Annotated in this window: 22 protein-coding genes; 4 read left to right on the forward strand and 18 right to left on the reverse strand. The window is 73.7% G+C overall.

Annotated features, from left to right (window positions below; all coding sequences use genetic code 11):
- Positions 1 to 2: 2 nt before the first annotated feature.
- Genes ASG36_RS00995 through hisD form a run of 6 tightly spaced genes read right to left on the reverse strand, consistent with a single transcriptional unit; the run spans position 3 to position 6,142 of the window.
- Positions 3 to 2,288, reverse strand: coding sequence for a M28 family peptidase (locus ASG36_RS00995; RefSeq protein ID WP_055758257.1), 2,286 nt, complete (start codon positions 2,286 to 2,288; stop codon positions 3 to 5).
- Between the two features lie 10 nt (positions 2,289 to 2,298).
- Positions 2,299 to 2,934: an imidazole glycerol phosphate synthase subunit HisH gene (gene hisH, locus ASG36_RS01000; RefSeq protein WP_055758262.1), complete on the reverse strand. Its 636-nt coding sequence runs from the start codon at positions 2,932 to 2,934 to the stop codon at positions 2,299 to 2,301.
- A 21-nt stretch (positions 2,935 to 2,955) separates the two neighbouring features.
- Positions 2,956 to 3,129: a hypothetical protein gene (locus ASG36_RS22220; protein WP_200944300.1), complete on the reverse strand. Its 174-nt coding sequence runs from the start codon at positions 3,127 to 3,129 to the stop codon at positions 2,956 to 2,958.
- Positions 3,130 to 3,726: an imidazoleglycerol-phosphate dehydratase HisB gene (hisB, locus tag ASG36_RS01005; RefSeq protein ID WP_055758265.1), complete on the reverse strand. Its 597-nt coding sequence runs from the start codon at positions 3,724 to 3,726 to the stop codon at positions 3,130 to 3,132. It lies immediately after the preceding gene.
- Entirely contained in the window at positions 3,723 to 4,844 is a 1,122-nt protein-coding gene (locus ASG36_RS01010; protein WP_055758269.1) for a histidinol-phosphate transaminase, read from the reverse strand. The genes hisB and ASG36_RS01010 overlap by 4 nt, the downstream gene beginning before the upstream one ends.
- The gene (hisD, locus tag ASG36_RS01015; RefSeq protein ID WP_055758271.1) at positions 4,841 to 6,142 is read right to left on the reverse strand and encodes a histidinol dehydrogenase; all 1,302 of its coding nucleotides are present in this window, start codon (positions 6,140 to 6,142) and stop codon (positions 4,841 to 4,843) included. Before hisD ends, ASG36_RS01010 begins: the two co-directional genes overlap by 4 nt.
- 102 nt (positions 6,143 to 6,244) lie before the next feature.
- Here hisD and ASG36_RS01020 point away from each other — a divergent pair, with 102 nt between their 5' ends.
- On the forward strand, positions 6,245 to 7,087 hold the full coding sequence (locus tag ASG36_RS01020) for an LON peptidase substrate-binding domain-containing protein (RefSeq protein ID WP_055758274.1): 843 nt from the start codon (positions 6,245 to 6,247) through the stop codon (positions 7,085 to 7,087).
- A gap of 68 nt (positions 7,088 to 7,155) precedes the next feature.
- On the opposite strand, the gene ASG36_RS01025 is transcribed toward ASG36_RS01020, so the two are convergent.
- The 6 genes from ASG36_RS01025 to lspA all read right to left on the reverse strand — a co-directional run bounded on the left by ASG36_RS01025 (position 7,156) and on the right by lspA (position 14,312).
- Complete coding sequence (locus tag ASG36_RS01025) at positions 7,156 to 7,782, reverse strand: DUF2567 domain-containing protein (RefSeq protein ID WP_055758277.1); 627 nt, start codon at positions 7,780 to 7,782, stop codon at positions 7,156 to 7,158.
- Complete coding sequence (gene dnaE / locus ASG36_RS01030; protein WP_235494466.1) at positions 7,779 to 11,342, reverse strand: DNA polymerase III subunit alpha; 3,564 nt, start codon at positions 11,340 to 11,342, stop codon at positions 7,779 to 7,781. The genes ASG36_RS01025 and dnaE overlap by 4 nt, the downstream gene beginning before the upstream one ends.
- Before the next feature lie 208 nt (positions 11,343 to 11,550).
- Complete coding sequence (locus tag ASG36_RS01035) at positions 11,551 to 11,976, reverse strand: GNAT family N-acetyltransferase (protein ID WP_055758280.1); 426 nt, start codon at positions 11,974 to 11,976, stop codon at positions 11,551 to 11,553.
- Positions 11,973 to 12,758, reverse strand: a complete 786-nt coding sequence (locus tag ASG36_RS01040; RefSeq protein WP_055758283.1) for a CPBP family intramembrane glutamic endopeptidase — start codon at positions 12,756 to 12,758, stop codon at positions 11,973 to 11,975. Before ASG36_RS01040 ends, ASG36_RS01035 begins: the two co-directional genes overlap by 4 nt.
- A gap of 16 nt (positions 12,759 to 12,774) precedes the next feature.
- Positions 12,775 to 13,707: an RluA family pseudouridine synthase gene (locus ASG36_RS01045; protein WP_200944301.1), complete on the reverse strand. Its 933-nt coding sequence runs from the start codon at positions 13,705 to 13,707 to the stop codon at positions 12,775 to 12,777.
- A 20-nt stretch (positions 13,708 to 13,727) separates the two neighbouring features.
- Complete coding sequence (lspA, locus tag ASG36_RS01050; RefSeq protein WP_055758285.1) at positions 13,728 to 14,312, reverse strand: signal peptidase II; 585 nt, start codon at positions 14,310 to 14,312, stop codon at positions 13,728 to 13,730.
- A 193-nt stretch (positions 14,313 to 14,505) separates the two neighbouring features.
- Here lspA and ASG36_RS01055 point away from each other — a divergent pair, with 193 nt between their 5' ends.
- Entirely contained in the window at positions 14,506 to 16,062 is a 1,557-nt protein-coding gene (locus ASG36_RS01055) for a malate:quinone oxidoreductase (protein WP_235494467.1), read from the forward strand.
- A gap of 82 nt (positions 16,063 to 16,144) precedes the next feature.
- Here ASG36_RS01055 and ASG36_RS01060 read toward each other — a convergent pair whose 3' ends face one another.
- Both ASG36_RS01060 and ASG36_RS01065 read right to left on the reverse strand, forming a co-directional pair.
- Positions 16,145 to 17,104, reverse strand: coding sequence for a phytanoyl-CoA dioxygenase family protein (locus ASG36_RS01060; RefSeq protein WP_055758288.1), 960 nt, complete (start codon positions 17,102 to 17,104; stop codon positions 16,145 to 16,147).
- Positions 17,101 to 17,982: a class I SAM-dependent methyltransferase gene (locus ASG36_RS01065; protein ID WP_157498480.1), complete on the reverse strand. Its 882-nt coding sequence runs from the start codon at positions 17,980 to 17,982 to the stop codon at positions 17,101 to 17,103. Before ASG36_RS01065 ends, ASG36_RS01060 begins: the two co-directional genes overlap by 4 nt.
- Before the next feature lie 68 nt (positions 17,983 to 18,050).
- Here ASG36_RS01065 and ASG36_RS01070 point away from each other — a divergent pair, with 68 nt between their 5' ends.
- Positions 18,051 to 18,914 carry a bifunctional 2-polyprenyl-6-hydroxyphenol methylase/3-demethylubiquinol 3-O-methyltransferase UbiG gene (locus ASG36_RS01070; RefSeq protein WP_055758292.1) on the forward strand — a complete coding sequence of 288 codons (864 nt, stop codon included), beginning with the start codon at positions 18,051 to 18,053 and terminating at the stop codon, positions 18,912 to 18,914.
- On the opposite strand, the gene ASG36_RS01075 is transcribed toward ASG36_RS01070, so the two are convergent.
- Positions 18,902 to 20,413 carry a potassium/proton antiporter gene (locus ASG36_RS01075; protein ID WP_055758297.1) on the reverse strand — a complete coding sequence of 504 codons (1,512 nt, stop codon included), beginning with the start codon at positions 20,411 to 20,413 and terminating at the stop codon, positions 18,902 to 18,904. The two genes, ASG36_RS01070 and ASG36_RS01075, sit on opposite strands and share 13 nt — an antisense overlap.
- A gap of 86 nt (positions 20,414 to 20,499) precedes the next feature.
- Between ASG36_RS01075 and ileS the strand changes: the two genes are divergently transcribed.
- Positions 20,500 to 23,661 (forward strand): isoleucine--tRNA ligase, encoded by a 3,162-nt coding sequence (ileS, locus tag ASG36_RS01080; protein WP_235494468.1) that lies wholly within the window; start codon positions 20,500 to 20,502, stop codon positions 23,659 to 23,661.
- Here the strand turns inward: ileS and ASG36_RS01085 are convergent.
- The 3 genes from ASG36_RS01085 to ASG36_RS01095 all read right to left on the reverse strand — a co-directional run bounded on the left by ASG36_RS01085 (position 23,658) and on the right by ASG36_RS01095 (position 25,508).
- Positions 23,658 to 24,269 (reverse strand): hypothetical protein, encoded by a 612-nt coding sequence (locus ASG36_RS01085; RefSeq protein ID WP_055758302.1) that lies wholly within the window; start codon positions 24,267 to 24,269, stop codon positions 23,658 to 23,660. The two genes, ileS and ASG36_RS01085, sit on opposite strands and share 4 nt — an antisense overlap.
- A gap of 132 nt (positions 24,270 to 24,401) precedes the next feature.
- A complete protein-coding gene (locus ASG36_RS01090; protein WP_055758305.1) occupies positions 24,402 to 25,139 on the reverse strand; it encodes a DivIVA domain-containing protein in 738 nt (245 codons plus the stop codon).
- 99 nt (positions 25,140 to 25,238) lie between these two features.
- The gene (locus ASG36_RS01095) at positions 25,239 to 25,508 is read right to left on the reverse strand and encodes a YggT family protein (protein WP_235494469.1); all 270 of its coding nucleotides are present in this window, start codon (positions 25,506 to 25,508) and stop codon (positions 25,239 to 25,241) included.
- Between the last annotated feature and the right edge of the window lie 55 nt (positions 25,509 to 25,563).

A 25,563-nucleotide genomic window follows, 5' to 3' on the forward strand; every position in this document is an offset into this window, starting at 1 on the left:
CCTCAGTCGACCCGGACGGTGGCGCCGACCACCAGCAGGTCCGAGGTGTGCGTGCCGGCCACGCCGACGTCGTCCGGGCGGGGCACGAAGCCGGGGAGGTCGGCCAGGCCGTCGCTGCCGTCCACGACCCGGACGTCGACCGGACCGTCACCGGTCACGGTGAACGCCAGGTCCACCCCGTCGGCGGGCGGGGCGTGCACCGTGACGGTCAGCCGGCCCTCCCCCAGCACCTCCCCCGGCACCTCCCGGCCCTCCACCTCGGCGCCGGTCACGGTCACCCCGCGCACCTCGACCACGACCAGCCGGGCGTCGCGCCGGGGCTCCACCCGGACGGTCACGGTGTCGTCCTCCCGGGTCGCGGTGACCTCGGGTGCGGGCAGGTCGGCTGGCTCCGCGGGACCGGTGCGGGCGCCCTCGGGCAGCACCGGGAAGGCCCCGCTCAGCTCCACGGGGTCACCGCCCAGGTACTGCTGCGTCCAGTCGACCGGGGCGTCCTCGGTGGACACCCACCAGGCGTCGCCGGTGTCGGCGTCCAGGGCGTACATCAGCTGGGTGGGCACCGGGTGGTCGGCGTCGAACCGGTCGACCACCAGCCCGGTGCCGACCAGCGCCACGGCGAGCACCCCGGCGACGGCGGGCACCGGCCACGAGCCCCGCCCCTCGGCCGGGAACAGCAGCTCCAGCACCGGCAGCGCGGCCAGCCCGAGGAACACCGCGAACAGCGCCGGCGCCCCGCCGGTGGCCAGCCCCAGCGCGGGGAAGAAGAGCACCACGGTGGGCGCGAGCACCACCACGGCGACCGCCGCACCCACCAGGGCGGCCACCAGCCGGACGACCGGGGACCCGACCAGCACCGCCACCGTGCCGGTCACCGCGGCGACCAGGGCGGGCAGCGCGGCCAGGTAGGAGCCGCCCGGGGCGAACGCGGCCAGCACCAGCCCGAGGACGGCGAGCCAGGCGAGGCCACCCACCGCCAGCGCCACCGCCCCCACCCGAGGACGCAGCAGGGCGTACCAGCCCAGCAGCACGAGGAGGACCAGCGCGACGACCCCCGCCCGGTACCAGCCCGGCTGCCACGGGTCGGTCATCCCGGCGTAGTCCGGGCGCACCAGCACCAGCAGCGCCCACAGGCCCTGGGCGGCGAGCGGTGCCAGCACCAGGGGCAGCAGCCCGGCGCCCAGCCCGGCCAGCAGCCGGGGCACCGTCGTCGTCCTCCGGTGGCGGGCGGCGACCGCCAGCCCGAGCACGGTCAGCGCGGCGAGCCCGGCCAGCGGCCAGACCGTCCAGCCCGGGAGCGTGACCAGCGCGCCGAGCACCGGGAAGTAGGTGGCGTCCGAGGCCGACGGGGTGCTCAGCCCCGTCAGGTCCGCTGCCCCCAGCGATCGGGTCAGCGCCAGGGCGTTGTCGCCCATCGCCTGCAGGCTGCCGCGGTCCATCCGGGACGGGGTGTCCTCCGGGGTGTGGTACGCCGCGGACCCGTCGATGTAGGCGGTGTTGAGCCCGGTGAAGGTGCCGGCGTCCAGGAACGGGGAGAAGTCGGTGTCGTTGGGCAGCAGCCGGTAGACCTCCACGGCGAAGCTGGTGGCCACCGGGTGCACGGCCGCGGCGGCGTAGGCCGCCGCCACCCCGGCGTTGCCCAGCGACGTCTCGAAGGTGACCGGCGGCCCGGACGTGCCGCGGGCCTCCAGGTTCAGCACCACGCCACCGTCCGCGGCCAGCTCGTCCTGGTCGACGAAGGCCTCGGCGCCGCAGAGGCAGGCCTCCTCGGCGTCGGTGAACACCACGACGACGTCGTTGCGCAGCTGCGGCCCGGCGGTCAGGGCCCGCAGCGTCTCCAGCACCGAGGACACCCCCGCGGCGTCGTCGTTGCCGCCGGGCCCGGTCTCCACCGAGTCGTGGTGGGCGACCAGGAACAGCCGGCCGGTGGGATCGCTGCCCGGCAGCAGCCCGACGACGGTGCGCACCCGGGCGGCCTCGACCTCACCCGGCCCGCCCGGGTTCATCCCGATCGTGTCCTGCACCCGGGTCTCCAGACCCAGGTCGGTCAGGGTGTCCACCAGCCGCTCGCGCACCCGGTCGTTGGCCGCACTGCCGGTCACGTGCGTCTCGGCGGCGATCCACTGCACCTGCTCGTGGGCCCGCTCGGCGCTGAACACGTCGGCCGGGGCATCGGCAGCCACCGGCTCCGGGGGCTGGACGGCGAGCACCGCGAACCAGGTCAGGACGGCGACCAGCGCCAGGGCGAGCAGCCCGGTGGGACGGGATCCGAGCCGACCTGCAGGGCGCATGCGCGAGACCCTAGGAGAGCGTGGCCAGCCAGTTGGTCAGCAGCGCGGCCCCGGCGTCCCCGGACTTCTCGGGGTGGAACTGGGTGGCGCTGAGCGCGGCGTTCTCCACCCCGGCGACGAACCGGTCGCCGTGCTCGGCCCAGGTGACCGACGGCGGGGTGAGCGGCCCGGTGCCGGCGTGCTCGAGCGGGAACTCCCGCACGCCGTAGGAGTGCACGAAGTAGAAGCGCTGGTCCTCGATGCCGGCGAACAGCGTCGACCCGGCCGGGGCCTGCACGGTGTTCCAGCCCATGTGCGGCAGCACCGGGGCCTGCAGCGCCTCGACGGTGCCCGGCCACTCCCCGCAGCCCTCGGTGTCCTGGCCGTGCTCGACACCGCGCTCGAAGAGCACCTGCATGCCCACGCAGATGCCCAGCACCGGGCGACCCCCGGCCAACCGCTTGCCGATCACCCGCGGACCCCCGACCGCGCGCAGCCCGGCCATGCAGGCCGCGTAGGCGCCCACCCCGGGGACGACGAGACCGTCGGCGGCCAGCGCGGCGTGCGGGTCGGCGGTGACCTCGACGTCGGCGCCCACCCGGGTCAGCGCACGTTCGGCGGAGCGGAGGTTGCCCGATCCGTAGTCCAGGACGACGACCTTCTTCACCCCGACCACGCTACCCAGCGATCAGTACCGCAGGACGCCCGAGGTGATGGCCAGCGCCGCGGCGAGGAGCAGGACCCCGACGAAGAACCACTGCGCGGGGGTGCGGCCCTTCTCCGGGTCGTCGGCCCGGAAGATCGACCAGGCACCCCCGAGCAGGAAGCAGCCGATGACGATCAGCCCGGAGGCGAACCCCACCTAGAGGGCGCCCTTCGTGGAGGGGATGCCGGTGGTCCGCGGGTCCAGCGCCACGGCCGCACGCAACGCCCGGGCCAGGGCCTTGAACTGGCACTCCACGATGTGGTGGGCGTCCCGGCCGGCGTAGAGCACCCGCACGTGCAGCGCGATCCGGGCGTGGAAGGCGAAGCTCTCCAGCACGTGCCGGGTCAGCGACGTCGGGTAGTCCGGGCCGATCATCGGGGTCATGTCGGCGGGCTCGGCGTGCACGAAGTACGGCCGGCCCGACAGGTCGACCGCGGCCTGCACCAGCACCTCGTCCATCGGGATCGTGGCGTCGCCGTAGCGGGTGATCCCGCGCTTGTCGCCCAGGGCCTCGGCGAACGCCTGGCCCAGCGCGATCGCGACGTCCTCCACGGTGTGGTGGGCGTCGATGTGCAGGTCGCCATCGGCGCGCACGGTGAGGTCGATGCCGCTGTGCTTGGACAGCGAGGTCAGCATGTGGTCGTAGAAGCCGACACCGGTGGCGATGTCGGCCGCCCCCGTGCCGTCCAGGTCGACCTCGACCGTCAGGGTCGTCTCCGACGTCGTGCGCTCCACCCGAGCCGTGCGGTTCATGCCGGTGATCCTCCCCCAGGCGCCCGGGTGACCCCGACCACCTCACCCAGGACGGTGAGGAACGCGTCGGTCTCCTCGGCCGTGCCGGCGGTGACCCGCAGCCAGCCGGGCAGGCCGACGTCGCGCACCAGCACCCCGCGGTCGAGCATCGCCTGCCACACCGCCGGGGCGTCGTCGAAGCCGCCGAAGAGCACGAAGTTGGCGTCGCTGGGCACGCTGGTCAGCCCCAGGCCGGGCAGCGCGTCGACGATCCTGTCCCGCTCGTGCTTGACCGCGTCCACGGTGGCCAGCAGCTCGTCGGTGTGCGCCAGCGCCGCCCGCGCGGCGGCCTGGGTGAGGCTGGACAGGTGGTAGGGCAGCCGCACCAGCTGCAGCGCGTCGACCACGGCCGGGTCGGCGACCAGGTAGCCCAGGCGCAGCCCGGCCATCCCGAACGCCTTGCTCATCGTCCGGCTGACCACCAGCCGCGGCCGGCCGGCCAGCAGGCTCAGCGCCGACGGGGTGCCGGGGCGGGCGAACTCGGCGTAGGCCTCGTCGACGACCAGCACCCCGTCGGTCGCCTCGTACAGCGCGGTGATCGTCGCGAGGTCGACCGCCGTCCCGGTCGGGTTGTTCGGGCTGGTCACGAAGACGACGTCGGGGCGCACCTCGCGCACCTGCGCGACCGCCCGCTCGGGGTCGATGGTGAAGTCCGCCCGCCGGTGTCCGTCCACCCAGGCGCCGCCGGTGGAGGCGGTGATGATCGGGTGCATCGAGTAGGACGGCGTGAAGCCCAGCGCGGTGCGGCCGGCGCCGCCGAAGGTCTGCAGCACCTGCTGCAGCACCTCGTTGGACCCGTTGGCCGCCCACACCTGCGGCACCGCGACCTGCTCCCCGGAGACCCGGGTCAGGTAGCCGGCGAGGTCCGTGCGCAGCGCGACGGCGTCCCGGTCGGGGTACCGGTTGAGCTCCAGCGCCGCCGCGCCGAGGGCCGCGCCGAGGTCGGCGAGCAGCCCGTCGGGCAGCGGGTGCGGGTTCTCGTTGGTGTTGAGCCGGTGCTGCGCCGGCACCTGCGGGGCGCCGTAGGGGGACTTCCCCCGCAGCTCCGGACGCAGCGGCAGGTCGTCCAGGGACGTCACTTCTGCCGCACCGCCACCGCAGCCGCGTGGGCGGGCAGGTCCTCGGCGTGGGCGAGCACGTCGACGTGCCGGGCGACGTCGGCCAGCGCGGCCTCGTCGTAGTCGATGAGGTGGATGCCGCGCAGGAAGGTCTGCACGCTCAGCCCGCTGGAGTGCCGGGCGCACCCGCCGGTGGGCAGCACGTGGTTGGAGCCGGCCGCGTAGTCACCCAGCGACACCGGGGACCACGGACCGACGAAGACCGCGCCGGCGTTGCGCACCCGCATGGCCACCGCGCGGGCGTCCCGGGTCTGGATCTCCAGGTGCTCCGCGGCGTAGGCGTCGACCACGGCCAGACCGGCGTCGAGGTCGTCGACCAGCACGATGCCGGACTGGCTGCCGCCCAGGGCGGTGGTGATCCGGTCGGAGTGCTTGGTGGCCGCGACCTGCTCGGGCACCAGCGCCAGGACGGCGTCGGCGAGCTCCTCGCTGGTGGTGACCAGCACGGCACCGGCCAGCGGGTCGTGCTCGGCCTGGCTGATCAGGTCCGCCGCCACGTGCACCGGGTCGGCGGTGTCGTCGGCGAGCACGGCGACCTCGGTGGGGCCGGCCTCGCTGTCGATGCCGATCAGCCCGCGCAGCAGCCGCTTGGCCGCCGTCACGTAGACGTTGCCCGGACCGGTGACCAGGTCGACCGGCTCGCAGGACCCGGCGCCGTAGCCGAAGACGGCGATCGCCTGGGCCCCGCCCACGGCGTAGACCTCGGTGACGCCCAGCAGCGCGCACGCGGCGAGCACGCCCGGGTCGGGCAGCCCGCCGTTGTCCCGCTGGGGCGGGGTGGCCACGGCGATGGACTCGACCCCGGCGATCTGGGCGGGCACCACGTTCATGACCACGCTGGACAGCAGGGGCGCCAGACCGCCGGGCACGTACAGGCCGACCCTGCGGACCGGGACCCAGCGCTCGGTCACGGTGCCGCCGGGCACGACCTGGGTGGTGACGTCGGTGCGGCGCTGGTCGGCGTGCACCTTCCGGACGCGGGAGACCGCCTCCTCGAGTGCCTCGCGCAGGGCCGGATCGCAGCTGGCCAGTGCCTCGTCGAGGGCGGACTGCGGGACGGCGAAGTCCTCGGCGTCCACGCCGTCGAAGCGCAGGGTGATCTCGCGGACCGCCTGGGCGCCGCGGAGCCGGACGTCCTCGCAGACCGGGCGCACGGTGGCCAGCACGCTCTCGATGTCGGTGGCCGCCCGGGGCAGCAGCCCGGTCAGCTCGCGGACGCCGGGCAGGGGGGCGTCGCGCAGGTCGATGCGGGCGAGCACGGGGCACCTCCGGGAGGACGGTCGGGGAACGCCCCCAGGATAGGTGCGCGCGCCGAGCGCACCGCAGCCCCCGATGTGGCGCCCACCCGTAGGGTCACCGTCGTGGGCGAGCTGATCCCGTTGTTCCCGTTGGGGAGCCCGCTGTTCCCCGGCGTCGTGCTGCCCCTGCAGATCTTCGAGCCGCGCTACCGGCGGCTGGTCTCCGACCTGGTCGACCGGCCCGACGGTGCTGGTCCGCGCTCCTTCGGCGTGGTCGCCATCCGTCAGGGCTGGGAGGTCGAGCGGGTCTCCCCCGCCGAGGCGCTCTTCGACGTGGGCTGCACCGCGGTGGTCCGGGCCGTCACCCCGCAGGCCGACGGCGGCTACCGGATCGTCACCGTCGGTGCGGACCGGTTCCGGCTGCTCGACGTGGTCGTCGGTGACGACCCGCCCTACCTGCAGGCAGAGGTCGAGTGGCTGGGCGAGGAGGAGGCGGCCGAGGAGGCCGCCGGCAACGCCGACGGGCTCACCGAGGGCGCCGACGAGGTGCTGTCCTCGGTGGCCCGCGGGTCGCTGGGCCTGCTGGTGCGCAGCGTCTCGGACCTGTTCGCCCGCTACGTCACCGAGGTGGCGGCCCTGCGCGGCGGGTTGGACGCCGACGACGAGGAGGACGCCGAGCTGCTCGCCGACCTCGGTCTGGACGAGCCCGGTGACCCCGGTGGCGACGGCGAGGCCGCGGCCCTGCTGCGTCAGGTCGGGGACGACGCGCGCGGGTTGTCCTACCTGGTGGCCTCGGCGGCGCTGCTGACCACCGAGGACCGGCAGTCGCTGCTCGCGGAGTCCGCGACCCGGCGCCGGCTGGCCGCGGAGTCCCGGCTGCTCCGTCGGGAGCTCACCCTGCTGCGCGAGCTGGGCGCCGTGCCGGTGCCCCTGCAGCAGTTCGCGGGCCCGCTCACCCCCAATTGAAGGACCTCGTCCCTCCCCACGCTTCGCACGCTCAGCGCGGGCCCCTGGGACGAGGCCGGGGGCCGGGGTCAGGGGGCTGACAGCTCCTGGTGTGGGCCCACGGTGGTGCCGGCGCGGCCGAGGTCGTCGCGGCTGGTGAGCACGGTGGCGACCAGGTAGACGAAGACGGCGACGAACGGGCCGACGGCCAGCGCCGCCAGGGCCCCGAGGTCCAGGGCGGTGGTGACCTGCGTGCCCGGGGTGGACAGCTGCTCCTGGCTGGGGCCCCGGCCCAACAGCGCGCCGAGCTGCCAGGTGACCAGCGAGGCCAGCAGCATGCCGACCGCGGTGGCGGCCAGGGTGACGACGCCGCGGCGGGACCGCAGGGCCCAGGCGGCCAGCCCGGCGACGAGCCCGAGCCCGGCCAGCAGCAGGACGTAGACCCCGTCGTCGCTCATGAACAGCTCGGGGGAGACCAGTCCCCCGCCGACGACCTCGACCGAGCCCTGGGTGTCGGTGACCCGGAAGTCCGCCCGCGGCGCCAGCCACACCCACAGCCCGCCGGTGACCAGGCCGGCGAGCCCGAGGACCACGGCCAGCAGCACGCCGCTGCGCAGATCGGTCCGGCTGCCCTGCAGCCCGGGCACCCCGGCGGGCACCGCCGCGGGGCGCGGGTCCGGCGGGGAGCTCTCCGCGCCGGCCTCGAAGAGCGTCACAGCAGGGCCACGCTGGTCGGGCCGAGCAGCGCCTTGATGTCGCCCATCAGCGCGGTGCTGGGGCGCACCCGCAGGCCCTGGTCCAGCCGGAGCACCGTCTCCCGCTGGCCGTTGATCAGCTTGAGCTGCACCTCGGTGGTGCCCGGGTGGCTGCCGAGCACCTCGCGGAGGCGTTCGACCACCGGCGGGGTGCACCGGGTGGCCGGCATCGAGACCAGCACCGGGCCGCGCGGGCCCTCGGTGAGCTCGGGCACGGTCACCTCGGAGCCGAACAGCGACGGGGTGTCGTCCCGCCGGGAGATCCGGCCCTTGACCGCGACGATCTGGTCGCGGGCGACCTTGTCCTGCACCTCGGCCCACGTCTTGGGGAAGAACAGCACCTCGATGCCGGCCTCGAGGTCCTCGATGGTGGCGATCGCCCAGGGCGCGCCCTGCTTGTTGGTGCGCGGGGAGACCGAGGTGAGGATGCCGGCGACGGTCACGTTGGCGCCGTCCTCCACCCCGCCGGAGAGGATCTCGGCCAGCGAGGTGTCGGCGTGGCTGGTGAGCACGTGCTCCACCCCGTGCAGCGGGTGGTCGGAGACGTAGAGGCCGAGCATGTCGCGCTCGAAGACCAGCCGCTCGGACTTCGACCAGTCCACGGTGGGGATGGCGATGTCCATGGCGGCGGCCAGCGGGTCGTCGGCGCCGAGGTCCTCCCCGCCACCGAACAGGTCGAACTGGCCCTCGGCCTCGCGGCGCTTGAGACCCATCGCCGAGTCCACCGCCTGGACGTGGATGGCGGCGATCCCCTGCCGGGAGTGGCCCATGGAGTCGAAGGCGCCGGCCTTGGCCAGGGACTCGATGACCTTCTTGTTGCAGGCCACGGTGTCGATCTTGCGCATGAAGTCGGCGAAGTCCCGGAAGGCGCCCTTCTCCTCCCGGGCCCGGCGGATCGAGTCCACGACGTTGTGCCCGACGTTGCGCACCGAGGCCAGCCCGAACCGCACGTCGTTGCCGACGGCGGTGAAGTCCCAGGAGGACTCGTTGACGTCGGGCGGGAGCACCTTGATGCCCATCCGGCGGCACTCGGCCAGGTAGACCGGTCGACGGTCCTTGTCGTCGCCGACGCTGGTGAGCAGGCCGGCCATGTACTCGGCCGGGTAGTTGGCCTTGAGGTAGGCCGTCCAGTAGGAGACCAGCCCGTAGGCCGCCGAGTGGGCCTTGTTGAACGCGTAGTCGGCGAAGGGCACCAGGATGTCCCACAGCGTCTTCACCGCGGCCGCGGAGTAGCCGTTGGCCTTCATCCCGGCCTCGAAGCCGACGTACTCGGCGTCCAGCACGGACTTCTTCTTCTTGCCCATCGCCCGGCGCAGCAGGTCCGCGGTGCCCAGGGAGTACCCGGCGACCTTCTGCGCGATGGCCATGACCTGCTCCTGGTAGACGATCAGGCCGTAGGTCTGGCCGAGGATCTCCTCCAGGGACTCCGCGAGCTCCGGGTGGATCGGGACGATCTCCTGCTGGCCGTTCTTGCGCAGCGCGTAGTTGGTGTGCGAGTTGGCACCCATCGGGCCCGGTCGGTAGAGCGCACCGACGGCGGAGATGTCCTCGAAGTTGTCCGGGCGCATGAGGCGCAGCAGCGCCCGCATCGGACCACCGTCGAACTGGAAGACCCCCAGGGTGTCGCCCCGGGCCAGCAGCGCGTAGGTCTCGGGGTCGGTGAGGTCCTTGCTGATCTCGTCGAGGTCGACCGGGGCCTTGCCGTTGGTGACGATGTTGCGCAGCGCGTCGTCGATGACGGTGAGGTTGCGCAGACCCAGGAAGTCCATCTTGAGCAGCCCGAGCGTCTCGCAGGTCGGGTAGTCGAACTGGGTGATGACCGCGCCGTCGGACTCCCGGCGCATGATCGGCACGCTGTCGATCAGCGGGAAGCGGCCGATGATGACCCCGGCGGCGTGCACGCCCCACTGGCGCTTGAGCCCCTCGAGCTTGCGGGCCTGGTCGACCACCTCGGCGGCACCGGGGTCGGACTCGTAGCGGGCCCGGAACTCCGAGGCCTCCTTGTAGCGGGGGTGGGCCGGGTCGAAGATCCCCGACAGCGGGATGTCCTTGCCCATGACGCCCGGGGGCATCAGCTTGGTGAGCTCGTCACCGACGGAGTAGGGCCGGTCGAGCACCCGGGCGGCGTCCTTGATCGCGGCCTTGGCCTTGATCGTGCCGTAGGTGACGATCTGGCTGACCCGCTCCTCGCCGTACTTGTCCGAGACGTAGCGGATCACCTCACCGCGCCGGCGCTCGTCGAAGTCGATGTCGACGTCGGGCATGGAGACGCGCTCGGGGTTGAGGAAGCGCTCGAAGATCAGCCCGTGCGCCAGCGGGTCGAGGTCGGTGATGCCCATCGCGTAGGCGGCCAGCGACCCGGCGGCCGAGCCACGGCCCGGGCCGACCCGGATGCCCTGGTCCTTGGCCCAGTTGATGAAGTCGGCGACCACGAGGAAGTACCCCGGGAAGCCCATCTGGACGATGATCCCGACCTCGTAGTCGGCCTGCTTGCGCACGTGGTCGGGGATGGTGCCGCCGGGCCAGCGCTTGTGCAGGCCGCGCTCGACCTCCTTGACGAACCAGGAGGTCTCGTCCTCCCCGTCGGGCAGCGGGAAGCGCGGCATGAGGTCGGCGCCCTCGGTGAAGGTGACCTCGCACTGCTCGGCCACCAGCAGCGTGTTGTCGCAGGCCTCGGGGTGCTCGGAGAACAGCGCCCGCATCTCCGCGGCGGTCTTGAGGTAGTAGCCGTCGCCGTTGAACTTGAAGCGGTTGGGCTCGTTGAGCCGCGACCCGGTCTGGATGCACAGCAGGGCGTCGTGGGCCTCGCTGTCCTCCTGGTGGGTGTAGTGCAGGTCGTTGGTGCCCAGCAGCGGGATGCCGAGGTCCTTGGCGATCTCCAGCAGCGCGGGCTTGGTGCGCTTCTCGATGGACAGCCCGTGGTCCATGACCTCGGCGTAGAAGTTGTCCTTCCCGAAGATGTCCTGGAAGTCCGCCGCGGCCTGCCGGGCCCGGTCGACCTTGCCCGCGCGCAGCCACATGTTGACCTCGCCCGACGGGCAGCCGGTGGTGGCGATGAGGCCCTTCCCGAACCGCTCCAGCAGGTCGCGGTCGAAGCGCGGCTTGCGGTACTGGCCCTCCAGGCTGGCCAGCGAGGACAGCCGGAACAGGTTGTGCATGCCCTCGGTGGTGCGGGCCAGCAGGGTCATGTGGGTGTAGGCGGCCTTGCCCTTGGACGAGGCCCCCTCGCCGTCCTCGTCGGTGACCACGCCGAACTCGAACGGGGCGCGGTCGAACCGGGACCCGGGCGTGTAGTAGCCCTCCATGCCGATGATCGGCTTGACCCCGGCGGCGGTGGACTGCTTGTAGAAGTCGTAGGCGCCGAACACGTTGCCGTGGTCGGTCATCGCCAGCGCCGGCATCCCCTGCGCGGCCGCCGCCTTGGTCAGCTCCGGCAGCTTCGCCGCCCCGTCGAGCATCGAGTACTCGGTGTGCACGTGCAGGTGCACGAAGTTCTCGGACTGGGCGGTGCTGCTGCTCACGGTGCGGTGTGCTCCTCACGGGTCGCGCCGGCCCTGCCGCCGGCACGCGGGGGGCGTGCGGGCAGGGTCGACGGGTGGTTCTCATGACCGGCGGGGAAGGCCGTCCAACGGGTTCGCTCGCGCGGTGACCGGTCCCCCGATCCTCGCACCCCCGGAGGTCTACGCCGAGGGTCTGACAGAACGTGTCGAGGTGGCTGTGACCACTCCGTCACACCAGTCGCCGGCGCATCGTGACGTGCTCGATGCCGGCCTCGGTGTAGACCCCGCCGACCGGCTCGTAGCCGGCCCGCTCGTAGAACCGGCGGGCCGTCAGCTGGGCGTGCAGCTCGACCTCGGCGAACCCCCGGCCGGCCGCCTCGGCGTGCAGCACCTCGAGCACGGTGGCACCGTGGCCCCGGCCCCGGACCGAGCGGTCGGCGGCCATCCGCCCGATCACCGCCCGCCCGTCGCGCTCGATCAGCCGACCCACTGCGACCACCGTCCCGGCGTCGTCCCGGGCGAGGGCGTGCACGGCGGAGGCGTCGGCGGCGTCGGACTCCAGCTCGGCCGGCACGCCCTGCTCGAGGACGAAGACCCGGTGCCGCAGCGCCGCGACCTCGGGCCAGTCGTCGCGACCGGCGACCCGGGCGCTCATCGCGCCGTCCGGACGGCGGGCAGGGCGGTGGCCGGGACCAGCAGGAACCGCAGGTCGATCACCGCGTGCAGCAGCACCGGGAGGAGCAACGAGCCGGTCTGCAGGTAGAGCGCGGCGAGCACGCCGCCGAGCACGCCGGTGGTCAGCACCCCCGAGACGCCCTGGTAGGCGTGCGCCAGGCCGAACGCCACCGCCGCGACGACGACCAGCACCCCGGTGGGCAACCCGGGGGCCAGTGCGGCGACGACGGCCAGGAAGAAGCCGCGGTACAGCCACTCCTCGCACACCCCGGCGGTGACCCCGACGAGGGCGAACAGCCGGCGTTCCGGGCCGGTGCGGGGCAGCAGGGCGACGGTGGACTGCACCGGGGGCTCGCTGTGCCGGCCCTCCCCCGCTCGGGGGCCGCTGGGCCCGGTCTGCGCCAGCACACCGGCCCGCAGCGCCCGGGTGGACACCACCACGAAGGCCACCAGGAGCAGGCACGCCGCGGCGGTCAGCAGCCCGGGCCAGGCCTGGGGCCAGCGCAGCCCCAGCTGGCCGGCGTCGACGTCCGGGCTGGCCAGGAAGACCACGAACACCAGCGCCGCCAGCCCCCACTCCAGGACGAGCAGGCGGCGGTAGAACGAGCGGCGGGCGCCGCCGTCGGCGCGCATCCGGTGCTCGAAGCGGCGGTGCAGCACGTGCCCGACGAAGGGCTCCCCGACGACGAGGTACCCGGCGATGACGACCGCGGCCAGCTGGGCCGGGCCGAAGTCGGCGAGGGTGTCGGGCAGACCGGTCACGGGCGGGACAGTGCGCTCAGGCCTCGTCGCGGAGGCGGCCCAGCGCGCCGGCGAGGTCGTCGGGGTAGGTGCTGGTGAACTCGACCCACCGGCCGTCGGCGGGGTGGGCGAAGCCCAGCCGCATCGCGTGCAGCCACTGCCGGGAGACCCCGAGCCGGGCGGCCAGCGTGGGGTCGGCGCCGTAGGCCATGTCGCCGACCAGCGGGTGGCGCATGGCGGAGAAGTGGACCCGGATCTGGTGGGTGCGACCGGTCTCGAGCTTGACCGAGACCAGCGAGGCGGCCGCGAAGGCCTCCTGGGTGTCGTAGTGGGTGACCGAGGGCCGCCCGGTGCTGACCACGGCGAAGCGCCAGTCGTGCTTGGGGTGCCGGTCGATGGGGGCGTCGATGGTGCCGCGGCTGGGGTCGGGGTGGCCCTGCACCAGGGCGTGGTAGCCCTTGTCCACGGTGCGCTCCTTGAACGCGGCCTTGAGCAGGGTGTAGGCCCGTTCGCTCTTGGCGACCACCATCAGCCCGGTCGTGGCGGCGTCCAGGCGGTGCACGATCCCGCGCCGCTCCTCGGCCCCGCTGGTGGAGATCCGGTAGCCGGCGGCGGCGAGGCCGCCGACGACGGTGGGGCCCTCCCACCCGGGGCTGCCGTGCGCGGCGACCCCGACGGGCTTGTCGACGACCACGATGTCGTCGTCGTCGTGCACGACGGTCATGCCCACGACGGGCTGCGGCGCGGCGGCCTCCCCCGGCGGCGGGGGCAGCTCGACCTCGAGCCAGCTGCCGGCGACGAGCCGGTCGCCCTTGCCCTTCACCCGGCCGTCGACCAGCACGGAACCGGCGTCGGCGAGGTCGGCGGCGGCGGTGCGGGTGAGCCCGAACAACCGGGTCAGCGCCTGGTCGACCCGGGAGCCCTCCAGGCCGTCGGGCACCGGGAGCTCACGGTGCAGGCTGGCGGTCACCGGCCCATTGTGACCGACGATCAGGCGGGCTCGGGACCGTCGTCGTCCGTGCGGGGGTCCTTGCCGCGGCTGCCGTCGAACTCGATGCCGCGGATCGCCAGCACCGCGCCCAGGATGCCGCCGCAGACGATGGAGGAGTCCGCGACGTTGAAGATCGGCCAGACCTGCCCGTTCGGGCCGAAGACCGACAGGAAGTCCACCACCCCGCCGCGCAGGAAGCCGGGGTCGCGGAAGACCCGGTCGACCAGGTTGCCCAGCGCGCCGCCGAGCACCAGGCCCAGCGCGACCGCCCAGCCCGGGGAGAACAGCCGGCGGGCGACCCGGACGATGACCACCGCGATCACCACCGCGATCAGGCTGAACACCACGGTGGCGCCCTCGGCGAAGGAGAAGGCCGCGCCGGTGTTGCGGTAGTTGGTCAGGTAGAGCAGCCCGCCGAGGGTGCGGATGTTCTCCGCCGGCTCGATGGTGGCCACCACGACGAGCTTGGTGACCAGGTCCAGGGCGAACACCGTGACGGCGATCAGGGCCAGCAGCCGGGTGCGGGAGCGGCGGCCGGCGGCCGGCACCACGGAGGCTGCGCTGTCGCTGGGTTCGTCGGCCACGCCAGGACGGTACCGACCACCTGCCGCGGGCCCGGTGTTCGCGCAGGCGCGCTCGCGGGCATGGCGAGGGTCACACCGGCTGGGGACGAGATCGACGCGAGGACCGACGACCATGGCGGGCAGGCGGACGATCCCGCCCCCTGCACCGCACCGACGCTGCACCGACGCAGCAGCGAGCTCCCAGGAAGGCCCCGTGACGAACCCCGTGACGACCCCCTCGACCGAACCCCAGGAGACCAGCCCGGTCATCCCCGACGCGCGGCGTCCCGACGTCGTCCTGGTGGGCGGTGGGGTGATGAGCGCGACCCTGGCTGCGCTGCTGGGCATCGTCGCCCCGCACTGGTCGGTGACCCTCTTCGAGGCCGGGGACCACGTCGCCGGGGAGAGCTCGGACGGCTGGAACAACGCCGGCACCGGGCACTCCGCGCTCTGCGAGCTGAACTACACCCCCGCCGGCAAGGACGGCGTGGTCGACCCCAGCAAGGCGATCACGATCAACGAGCAGTTCCAGGTCTCGCGCCAGTTCTGGTCGCACCTGGTCCGCTCCGGGCTGACCCCCTCGCCCAAGTCCTTCATCACCCCGGTGCCGCACATCAGCTTCGTGCACGGCACCGAGGGCCAGGAGTACATGCGGGCCCGGCACCAGGCGCTGGTCGCCTCGCCGCTGTTCGAGGAGCTCGAGCTCACCACCGACGGCGCCGAGCTGGCCGACTGGGTGCCGCTGATGATGGAGGGCCGCGACCCGGCCCAGCCCGTCGCCGCGACCCGCTCCACCGCCGGCACCGACGTCGACTTCGGCTCCCTCACCCGGCTGCTGCTGCGCCAGGGCAGCGACCGCGGCCTGGCCGTGCACACCGGCACCAGCGTGCAGGACCTCAAGCGCACCTCCGACGGGCGCTGGGACGTCACCGCCCGGCACCACGCCAGCGGGCAGGAGTTCACCGTCAGCGCGGGCTTCGTCTTCGTCGGCGCCGGCGGTGGCGCCCTGCCGCTGCTGCAGCGTGCCGACATCCCCGAGATCAAGGGCTTCGGCGGGTTCCCGGTCTCCGGGCTCTTCCTGCGCACCCGCAACCCCGAGCTGGTCTCCCGGCACCAGGCCAAGGTCTACGGCCAGGCCGCCGTCGGCGCCCCGCCCATGTCGGTGCCGCACCTGGACCTGCGAGCCATCGACGGCGACCAGTCGCTGCTGTTCGGCCCCTACGCCGGCTTCTCCCCGAAGTTCCTCAAGGCCGGGTCCTGGCTGGACCTGCCGCGCTCGGTACGGCTGGGCAACATCGGCTCCATGCTCGGTGTCGCCCGCACCCAGACCGCGCTCACCCGCTACCTCATCGGCCAGGTGCTCCAGCGCCCCTCGGACCGCATCGAGGCCCTCGAGGAGTTCGTGCCCACCGCCGACGGCGACGACTGGGAGATGATCACCGCCGGCCAGCGGGTGCAGGTCATCAAGCAGGACGCCAAGGGCCACGGCGTGCTCCAGTTCGGCACCGAGCTGATCGTCGGTGCGGAGGGGTCCATCGCGGGCCTGCTCGGCGCCTCGCCGGGCGCCTCCACCGCCGTGGCCGCGATGCTGGACCTGCTGCGCCGGGCCTTCCCCGGCCAGGCCGCCGCGTGGGCGCCCAAGCTCACCGAGGCGATCCCGTCCTACGGTCACCAGCTGGCCGACGAGCCCGACCTGCTCCGCGAGGTCCGGGCCGAGACGACGAAGACCCTGGAGCTGACCGGCCCGGTGGAGCTCGCCGCCGCGCGGTAGCCCCTGGGCACGACGGAGCCCCCGACCACCTCGTGGTCGGGGGCTCCGTCGCGTTCAGGAGGCGGCGTTCAGGTGGTGGTGTTCAGGAGACGATCGGGTTCATCGGGGTGTCGATGACCTCGCCGGGCTGGGCGCCGGGCAGGAACTGCTGCCACTCCCCCGACACCAGCGTCGGGCTGGGCACCACCTTCGCCCCGTCGGCGAAGTAGGTGGTGGCCAGCACCATGCGCGGGGCCGTCGTCCGGTTGGGGCCGGCGGTGTGGAAGCACAGGCTGGAGTGCACCGAGATCTCGCCCAGCTCGAACGGCCCGTCCTCCACCGACACCTGGGCGTCGGCGAAGGCGCCGGAGACCGCCCGGTCGTAGCTGGCGTCCTTCGTGGAGAACGGCACGTCGTCCACCAGCTGGTGCAGGTCGACCCCCCGGGCGAAGGACAGTGGCCCCATCTGGCGCGGCGTCTGCTGCAGGGGCATCCACACGGTGGCGACCTGCTGGCTGTCGATCGGGAAGTGGTGGTCGTCGAAGTGCCAGGGCGTGCGCCCGCACGCGGGCTCCTTGGCCAGCACGTTGTCGTGGTAGACCCGCACGTCGGCCGCACCCAGCAGGTCGGCGACGATGCGGCCCAGCCGCCGGCTGAGCACGAACGCGGCGATGTCGGCCGACTGCGTCCACATCAGCTCGTCGCTGGTGAACCGGCCCGCGGGCCGGTCACGGCCACCGGCGGCCAGGTGCTCGGTGAGCAGTCGGCGCAGCCGGGAGACCGCGGCCGGGGGCAGGACGCCCTGCAGCTTGACGAAGCCGTCGCGGGCGAAGGCCGCCACCTGCTCGGGGGTGACCGGGTAGGCCTCGGCGAGCAGCGCCTCCAGCTCGTCGGCCGTGGGCTCGGGCAGCGCCGGGGGCTCGTCGAGCTCCAGCAGGGGGCTGTCGTCGCCGCCGTTGTCGGCCAGCGTCAGGTACCAGTCCCACCACTCGTTGTTGTCCCCGGTCCACGCGGTGTCCAGCCCGTCCCGGGCGGCGTGGGTCTGGCTGACGTTGCCGCTCACGTGCGGTCTCCTCCGGGGGTGACGGTGATCAGGGCGACCTGGTGGTCGAAGACCCAGCGGCCCTCGGACTCGCAGGAGGACAGGTAGGCACCCAGGACCGGGTCGGCGGTCATCTGGTCCAGGGAGACCGAGTCGTCGAAGACGCAGCGCTGCAGGAAGCCCTCGGCGGTCTCCCGGTCGTCCTGGGCGACCGAGGTGCGGTAGGTGAGCAGCTGCTGGTCCACCGTCACCGGCAGGTCGGCCAGGGCGGCGACGACCTGCTCGGCCGAGGTGTACGGCGTGCGCAGGCCCTGCGGGTCGAAGGAGCGGCGGAAGGCCTCGTCGACGACGAGGTAGTGCGAGGCGCTGGTGGCCTGGGCGACGACGCCGAGACCGCCGGGGGCGATGGCCTCGACGAACCGGGTCATCCCGGCCGCGACGTCCTCGGGGGCCAGCGCGTACAGCCCGTGGGTGGACCAGACCAGGTCCCAGCCACCGGGCCGGACGACGAGGTCCTGCAGCGTGCACTCGTGGTCGGCGGCGCCGACGAACGGGGGCGCGAGCTTCCCGCGGGCCTCGGTGAGGCTGAACGGGGACGGGTCGAGCAGGTCGGTCTCGACGGTCAGCCGGCCGGCCAGCTCGGCGACCTCGGGGGTGGCGAGCAGGGCGGCGGGGAACTTGCCGCTGCCGCAGGCCACGTCGAGCACCGAGACGGTGTCGCCGCCGGCGGCGAGCCCGGTCAGCGTGCCGGCCCAGTCGCGGGCGCCGGCGAGCTGGCGGTAGTCCTCGGTGGCCAGGGCGTAGAAGGCCTCCATGCCGCGGCGGCCGGCCTCCGACCAGTGCGCGAGGCTCGCCTGGGAGGTGGGGTTCAGGGTGGTGTCAGGAGCGGGAGGGGGCACCACCGAAGCGTGCGCCCCGGCCCGACGACCTGTCCACCCCGGGTGTCAGTGCCGCTTACGCTGGCCGCGTGACCACCGTCGTCGGCTCCCTGGACCTCCTGCGCAGCGCCCTGGCCGAGCACGGTGGTCCACGCCCGCTGGACATGGCCGGGTACGCCCGCGCGCACGCCACCTACGAGGCGCACAGCGACCAGCGGGCCCTGCTCACCGGGAGCCTCGCCGCGACCCTCGACGCCCTGCTGCCCGGCCCGGCGCCCCGCACGGTGCTCAGCATCGGCCCCGGCGACGGCAGCGTGGACGCGCCCCTGGCGACCGGCCTCGCCCCCGGCAGGGGCCCGGTGCGCTGGATCGCCGCCGAACCGGCCGCGGTGGGCACCCGCGCCCAGGAGCGGGTGGGGGCGGCGCTGGCCGGCAGTGGCGGGTCCGCCGTGCTGCACCCGGGCACCTTCCAGACCCTCGGGGAGACCGTGGGCGACGAGGTCGCCGACGTGGTGCTGGCGGTGCACTCCCTCTACTACGTGCCCGACCTCGGCGAGGCGCTCACCGCGGCCCGCCGCCGCCTGGCGCCCGGCGGGGCGCTGGTCGTGGCCCTGGCCCCACTCGAGGACCTGTGCCTGCTGACCACCACCGTCGACGCGGCGAGCCACCGGTGGTGGAGCGCGGACCTGCTGGCCGCGCTGCCCGAGGCCGGTCTGACCGCGCAGGTGACCCGGGTCGCCGGTCGCCTCGACGTGACCGACTGCTCGGACCCCACCTCGGCCGACGGCGCGGACGTGCTGGACTTCCTGGTCGGGGCCGACTGCTCGGACCTCGCCGTGCCCGCGCGGGCCGCGCTGCTGGACGCCCTCGACGCGATCACCACCACCGAGGGCGACCGCCGGTACGCCCCGCACCCGGTCGACGTCGTCGTGGCGGTCGCTCAGTCCTCCTGAGTGGGCGCGCCGGCCTCGCCGCGCCAGCTGGCCAACCGGCCGGCCCGGCTCACCGCCCGCAGCCGACGCTCGGCCTCGGCGCGCGAGCCCCGGGCCGACACCAGCAGCGCCTGGTCCCCGCGCATCAGCCGGGTCTGGGCCGAGGGCACGAACGGCTTGCCGTCGCGGACGACGAGCACCACCGCGGCGTCCTCGGGCAGTCGCAGCTCGGGCAGGTAGACACCGTGCAGCCGGGAGCCCTCGGGCACGCGCAGCTGCATCAGCTCGGCGCCCAGCTCGTCCAGCGGGGCGGACTCCACGTCGATGTCGCGCGGGGTGATCGGGGTGGCGATGCGCAGCCAGCGGGCGACGGCCGGCAGCGACCCGCCCTGCACGACGGTGAAGACGACGACGAGCACGAACACGATGTCGAAGACCCGGGTCGCCCCGGGCACCTGCGCCGCGATCGGGAACGTCGCCAGCACGATCGGCACCGCCCCGCGCAGCCCGGCCCAGGAGATGAACGCCTGCTGGGCCCACGGCACCTTGAACCAGGCCAGGCTGGCCACCACCGACAGCGGCCGGGCGACCAGCAGCAGCGCGCCGCCGATCAGCAGCGCGGGCAGCACCGCCTCGGGCAGCCGGGCCGGGCTCACCAGCAGGCCCAGCAGCACGAAGAGCCCGATCTGGGCGAGGCTGGCCATGCCCTCGGCGAACCCGATGGTGCCGGCCCGGTGCGGCAGCGAGGAGTTGCCCAGCACCAGACCGCACAGGTAGACCGCGACGAAGCCCGAGGTGTGCACCAGGTCGGCCGAGGCGAAGGCCAGCACGCACAGCGCCAGGGTGGCCAGCGGGTAGAAGCCGACCAGGGGCAACGCCGCCCGGCGCAGCAGCCACGCCCCGCCGAAGCCGATCGCGACGCCGAGCACCGAGCCGCCGGCCAGCTCACCGACCACCTCGACCGCGGTGATCCACCAGCTGGTGGTCTCCCCGCCGACGAGCCGCTCGGACAGGACGAGGACGAGGAGGATGACCGGGGCGTCGTTGAGGCCGGACTCCATCTCCAGGGAGGCGGCCATCCGGCGGGGCAGCGGCAGCCGGCGCAGCGTGGCGAACACCGCGGCGGCGTCCGTGGAGCTGACCACGGCGCCCAGCAGCAGCGCGAACTCCCACGAGAAGTCCAGCAGCCAGACGGCGATCGCGGCGGTCACCACGATCGACACCAGCACCCCGACGGTCGCCAGGGTCAGCCCGGGGCCCACGGCGCGCCGGACGTCGGACCACCGGGTGGTCAGCCCGCCCTCGGCGAGGATCACCACGAGCGCCGCCACACCGAGGGTCTGGGTGAGTCCGACGTCCTCGAACTGGACGCCGAACCCGGCCTCCCCCAGCGCCACCCCGAGCAGCAGGTAGATCAGCAGCGAGGGCAGCCCGAGGCGGTCGGACAGCCGCAGCGCCACGGCCGCGACGAGCACGACGAGGGCACCGACGGCGAGCGCGATGGTCACCGTCGTGTCCATCGGCTCACCCCCACGGTGCGCAGTGTCCCGTACCGGTGTGACGATCCCGCGCAGGCGGCTTGGCGGGGGCTGGGAGGATGGGACGTGTGAGCCCGTCCTCCCCGTTCCGCGCCCTCCCCCCGCAGGTCGACCTGCCCGCCCTCGAGCACGAGGTCCTCGACCAGTGGGCCGGGGACGACGTCTTCGCCCGCTCGCTGGCCCAGTCCGCGGGCCGCCCGCAGTGGAACTTCTACGAGGGCCCGCCGACGGCGAACGGCCGGCCGGGCACCCACCACATCGAGGCCCGGGCGTTCAAGGACGTCTTCCCCCGGTTCAAGACGATGCAGGGCTTCCACGTGCCCCGCCGGGCCGGCTGGGACTGCCACGGCCTGCCGGTGGAGATCGCCGTGGAGCAGGAGCTCGGCTTCGCCGGCAAGCCCGACATCGAGCGGTACGGGATCGCCGAGTTCAACGCCCGTTGCCGGGCCTCGGTGGAGCGGCACGTGGACGCCTTCAGCGAGCTGACGGACCGGATGGGCTACTGGGTGGACATGTCCACCGCCTACTGGACGATGGACCCGGCCTACATCGAGAGCGTCTGGTGGTCGCTCAAGACCGTCTTCGACAAGGGCCTGCTCACCGAGGACCACCGGGTCGCCCCCTACTGCCCGCGCTGCGGCACCGGGTTGAGCGACCACGAGGTGGCCCAGGGCTACGAGACGGTCACCGACCCCTCGGTCTACGTCTCGCTGCCGGTCACCAGCGGCGAGTGGGCCGGCAAGGCCGACCTGCTGGTCTGGACGACGACGCCCTGGACGCTGCCGAGCAACACCGCGGTCGCGGTCAACCCCGACGTCACCTACCTGGTGGTGCGCGCCGAGCACGAGGGCCGCGAGCGCACCGTCGTCATCGCCGAGCCGCTGGTCGCCGCCGTCCTCGGCGCCGACGTGCCCTACGAGGTGCTGGCCACGACCGTCGGCCGGGACTGGGAGCGGGTGCACTACCAGCGCCCGTTCGACCTCGTGGAGTTCCCCGAGGGCGACGCGCACTACGTGCTGCTGGCCGACTACGTGACCTTCGACGACGGCACCGGCCTGGTGCACCAGTCCCCCGCCTTCGGCGCCGAGGACCTCGCCACCTGCCGGTCCTACGGCCTGCCGGTGGTCAACCCGATCGACTCCACCGGGCACTTCCACGCCGACGTGCCGCTGGTCGGCGGGCACTTCTTCAAGGCCGCGGATCCCACGCTGGTGCAGGCGCTGGCCGACCGGGGCGTGCTGTGGCGGGAGCACCGCTACGAGCACACCTACCCGCACTGCTGGCGCTGCCACACGCCGCTGATCAACTACGCCCAGCCCTCCTGGTACATCCGCACCAGCGAGATCAAGGACCAGCTGCTGGCCGAGAACGCCGGCACCACCTGGCACCCGGAGAACGTGCAGTGGGGCCGCTACGGCGACTGGCTGCGCAACAACGTCGACTGGGCGCTGTCCCGCGACCGGTACTGGGGCACCCCCCTGCCGATCTGGCGCAACGAGCTGGACCCCTCGCGGATGGTGGCGATCGGGTCGCTGGCCGAGCTGTCCGAGCTCACCGGCCGCGACCTCGCCGACCTCGACCCGCACCGGCCCTTCATCGACGACGTCACCTTCACCCTGCCCGGGGAGGAGGGCACCTTCCGCCGGGTCCGCCAGGTCATCGACGCCTGGTACGACTCCGGGTCGATGCCCTTCGCGCAGTGGGGTGCCCCGCACCGCAACCAGGAGCAGTTCGAGGCCGCCTACCCGGCACAGTTCATCGCCGAGGCCATCGACCAGACCCGCGGCTGGTTCTACACGCTCATGGCCGTGGGCACCCTGGTGTTCGGGAAGAGCTCCTACGAGGACGTGCTCTGCCTGGGCCACATCCTGGCCGAGGACGGCCGGAAGATGAGCAAGCACCTGGGCAACACCATCGAGCCCATCCCGCTGATGGACCAGCACGGGGCCGACGCCGTCCGCTGGTTCATGCTGGCCGGCGGCTCGCCGTGGCAGGCCCGCCGGGTCGGGCACACCACGCTGTCCGAGGTCGTCCGCAAGGTGCTGCTGACCTACTGGAACACCGCCAGCTTCTTCAGCCTCTACGCCAGCACCAACGGCTGGGACCCGGCCGCCTCCCCCGCCCCCGCGGCCGCCGAGCGGCCGCTGCTGGACCGCTGGGCACTGGCCGAGCTGGCCCAGGTCACCGCCGGCGTCACCGACGCCCTGGAGGCCTTCGACACCCAGACCGCGGGTCGGCTGATCGCCGGCTTCGTCGACGACCTCTCCAACTGGTACGTCCGACGCTCCCGCCGGCGCTTCTGGGAGGGGGACCCGGCCGCGCTGGGCACCCTGCACGAGGTGCTCGACGGGCTGACCCGGCTGATGGCCCCGTTCACCCCGTTCGTCACCGAGCGGGTGTGGCACGAGGTCGTCGCCCCCGGTCTCCCCGGGCCGGTCGACTCGGTGCACCTGAGCACCTGGCCGTCCGTGGACGAGGCGGCCCGGGACGACACCCTGGTCGACCAGGTGGCGCTGGTCCGCCGGCTCGTCGAGCTCGGCCGCTCGGCCCGCACCGCCTCCAAGGTGCGCACCCGGCAGCCGCTGGCCCGCGCGCTGGTCGCGGCCTCGGGCTGGTCCGCGCTGCCGCGGGACCTGGTCGCCGAGGTGGCCGACGAGCTGAACGTCGCCGAGCTGACCGAGCTCTCCGCCGTGGAGGGCGACCTCGTCGACGTCAGCCTCAAGGTCGACTTCCGCGCCGTCGGACGACGGATGGGCAAGCAGGTGCAGGCGGTGGCGAAGGCGGTCGCAGCGCAGGACGCCGCGACCCTCGTCGCGGCCTACCGGGCCGGCACGGCGACCGTGCCGGTGGACGGCGTCGACGTCCCGCTGGAGGACGGCGACCTCGTGGTCACCGAGACCCCGCGCGAGGGCTGGACGGTGGCCTCGGCCGGTGGCCTGACCGTGGCCCTGGACCTCACGCTGACCCCCGAGCTGGAGCGGGCCGGGCTGGTCCGCGAGGCCGTGCGGCTGGTCCAGGACCTGCGGAAGTCCTCCGGCCTGGAGGTCAGCGACCGGATCGAGCTGTGGTGGACCGCCGACGGCCAGCTGGCGCAGGCGCTCACCGAGGCCGCCCCCGCGCTGTCCGGCGAGGTCCTGGCCACGACCGTGCACGCCGGCACCGCAGGCGCCGGCGAGGGCACCGAGGGCCCGGACGGCTCCCGTTTCTGGGTGGCCCGGGCCGCCGGCTAGGCGGTCTGGCTCTTCGCGGCGGCCCGGCGGGAACGCTCGGCCGCCGCGAGGTGCTGGTCGGGGCAGCACACGCCGCACGCGGTGAAGCCGTCCTGGCGGGCCTCCACCAGCGGGAGCGGGATCTCCTCCGCACCGGCGGTCTGCGAGCAGCCGGCCAGGTGGTAGCGCGGGTGCTCGTCGACGACGACGACCTCGTCGGTCAGGTCGATGACCAGCAGCAGGTCGGTCACCTCGACCTCCTCCTCCGCCGGCTCCCCGTCCGAGGAGGTCGCACGGGTGGCGGCGGGCCGCGTGGCGCGCTTCCCGACGACCGGCTCCACCGCCCCCGGGGTCTCGGCGGCGACCACCGGCTCCTCGACGACCGCCGGTTCCTCGGCGACGACCACCGGCTTGCCGGCGACCACGGGCTCAGGGGCCGCCGCGGCCTTCGCTGCCGCGGCCTTCGCTGCGGTGGCCCGGTTGCGGCGGACCGTCTGCACGGTCAGCACGACCGCCGCCAGCCCGCTGACCCCCACCGAGGACCACAGCAGGACGGTGTCGCCGCCGGACAGGCCGCCCACCAGCAGGGCGACGGCGACGAGGACGAGCAGCCCAGCCAGCGCGATCACCCGGGGAGCGTAACCGGGCCCACACGCGCGAGAGCCCCCACCGACAGCTGTCGGTGGGGGCTCTCGTACGGCCCCGGTGCAGGGACCCGCCGCGAGCGTCAGCTCGGGGTGGGGGGCACCGGGGTCCTTCTCTCAGGCGCCGGCGTGCTGGTTCTGCCGGGCGTTGGACGCCGGCTCCGCGGAACCGCGGCTGTCCAGGTCACGCAGGTGCGACTCGAGGTAGGAGCGCAGCCGGGTGCGGTACTCGCGCTCGAAGGTGCGCAGCTCCTCGATCTTGCGCTCCAGGCTGCTGCGCTTCTCCTCCAGTGAACCCATGACCTCGACGTGCTTGCGCTCGGCCTCCTGGTCCAGGGCCGTGGCCTTGGCGCGCGCCTCGCGCTCCATCGTGTCGGCGCGGGTGCGGGCGTCGCCCACCATCGAGTCGGCACGCTGCTTGGCCTCGGCCAGCTGCGCCTCGCTCTTGGTGCGGGCGTCGGTGAGCATCCGGTCGCTGTTGGTCTTGGCGGTGCCGACCAGCTGGTCGGCCTGCTGCTTGGCCTCGTTGACGTACCGGTCGGCCGTCTCGGTGGCCAGGGTCAGCATCCGGGAGGCGCGCACACCGTCGTCCTCGCGGGAGGGCGAGGCAGCGGGCGGGGGCGGCGGCGGGGCGGCAGCGGCCTGGACGGGCTCGGGCCGCTCGGCCGGACGCTCGTCCTTCGCGGAGGAACCACCGCTGCTGGTGCGCAGCTCGTTGTTCTCCTCGATCAGCCGGGCGAGCTCGGCCTCGACGACGTCGAGGAAGGCATCGACCTCGTCCTCGTCGTAGCCACGCTTGCCGATCGGCGGCTTCTTGAAGACGACGTTGTGCACGTCGGCGGGCGTGAGTGGCATCGGGTCACCTCGGGTCGGACGGGAGGAACAGGGACTGTGTCAGACGGGCGGCGTCCATCGGCCACCCAGGTCTGGCGAGCCCGTTCCGCGGAACGGGGATCACGCGAACTGGAAGGCCAAGGAGTCCACGATGCCGCGCAGGATGAACACGGCGATCAGGAGCACCATAAACCCGAGGTCCAACCTGATGGTGCCCAGGTTCAACGGCGGGATGACCTTGCGGATCGCCTTGAGCGGCGGGTCGGTCACTGCGTACACGACCTCGAGGCCCGCGGCGACGACGCCGGCGGGGCGCCAACTGCGGGCCAGGACCATCACCCAGTCCACCACGAAGCGGGCGAACAGCAGGATCAGGAACACGAGCAGCACCGATGACACGATCTGCAGGAGAAGGGACACGGTCCTCGCTCGCTCAGGGTGGGGC

Source organism: Geodermatophilus sp. Leaf369 (genome assembly GCF_001424455.1).
In the GTDB taxonomy this organism is placed as follows: domain Bacteria; phylum Actinomycetota; class Actinomycetes; order Mycobacteriales; family Geodermatophilaceae; genus Klenkia.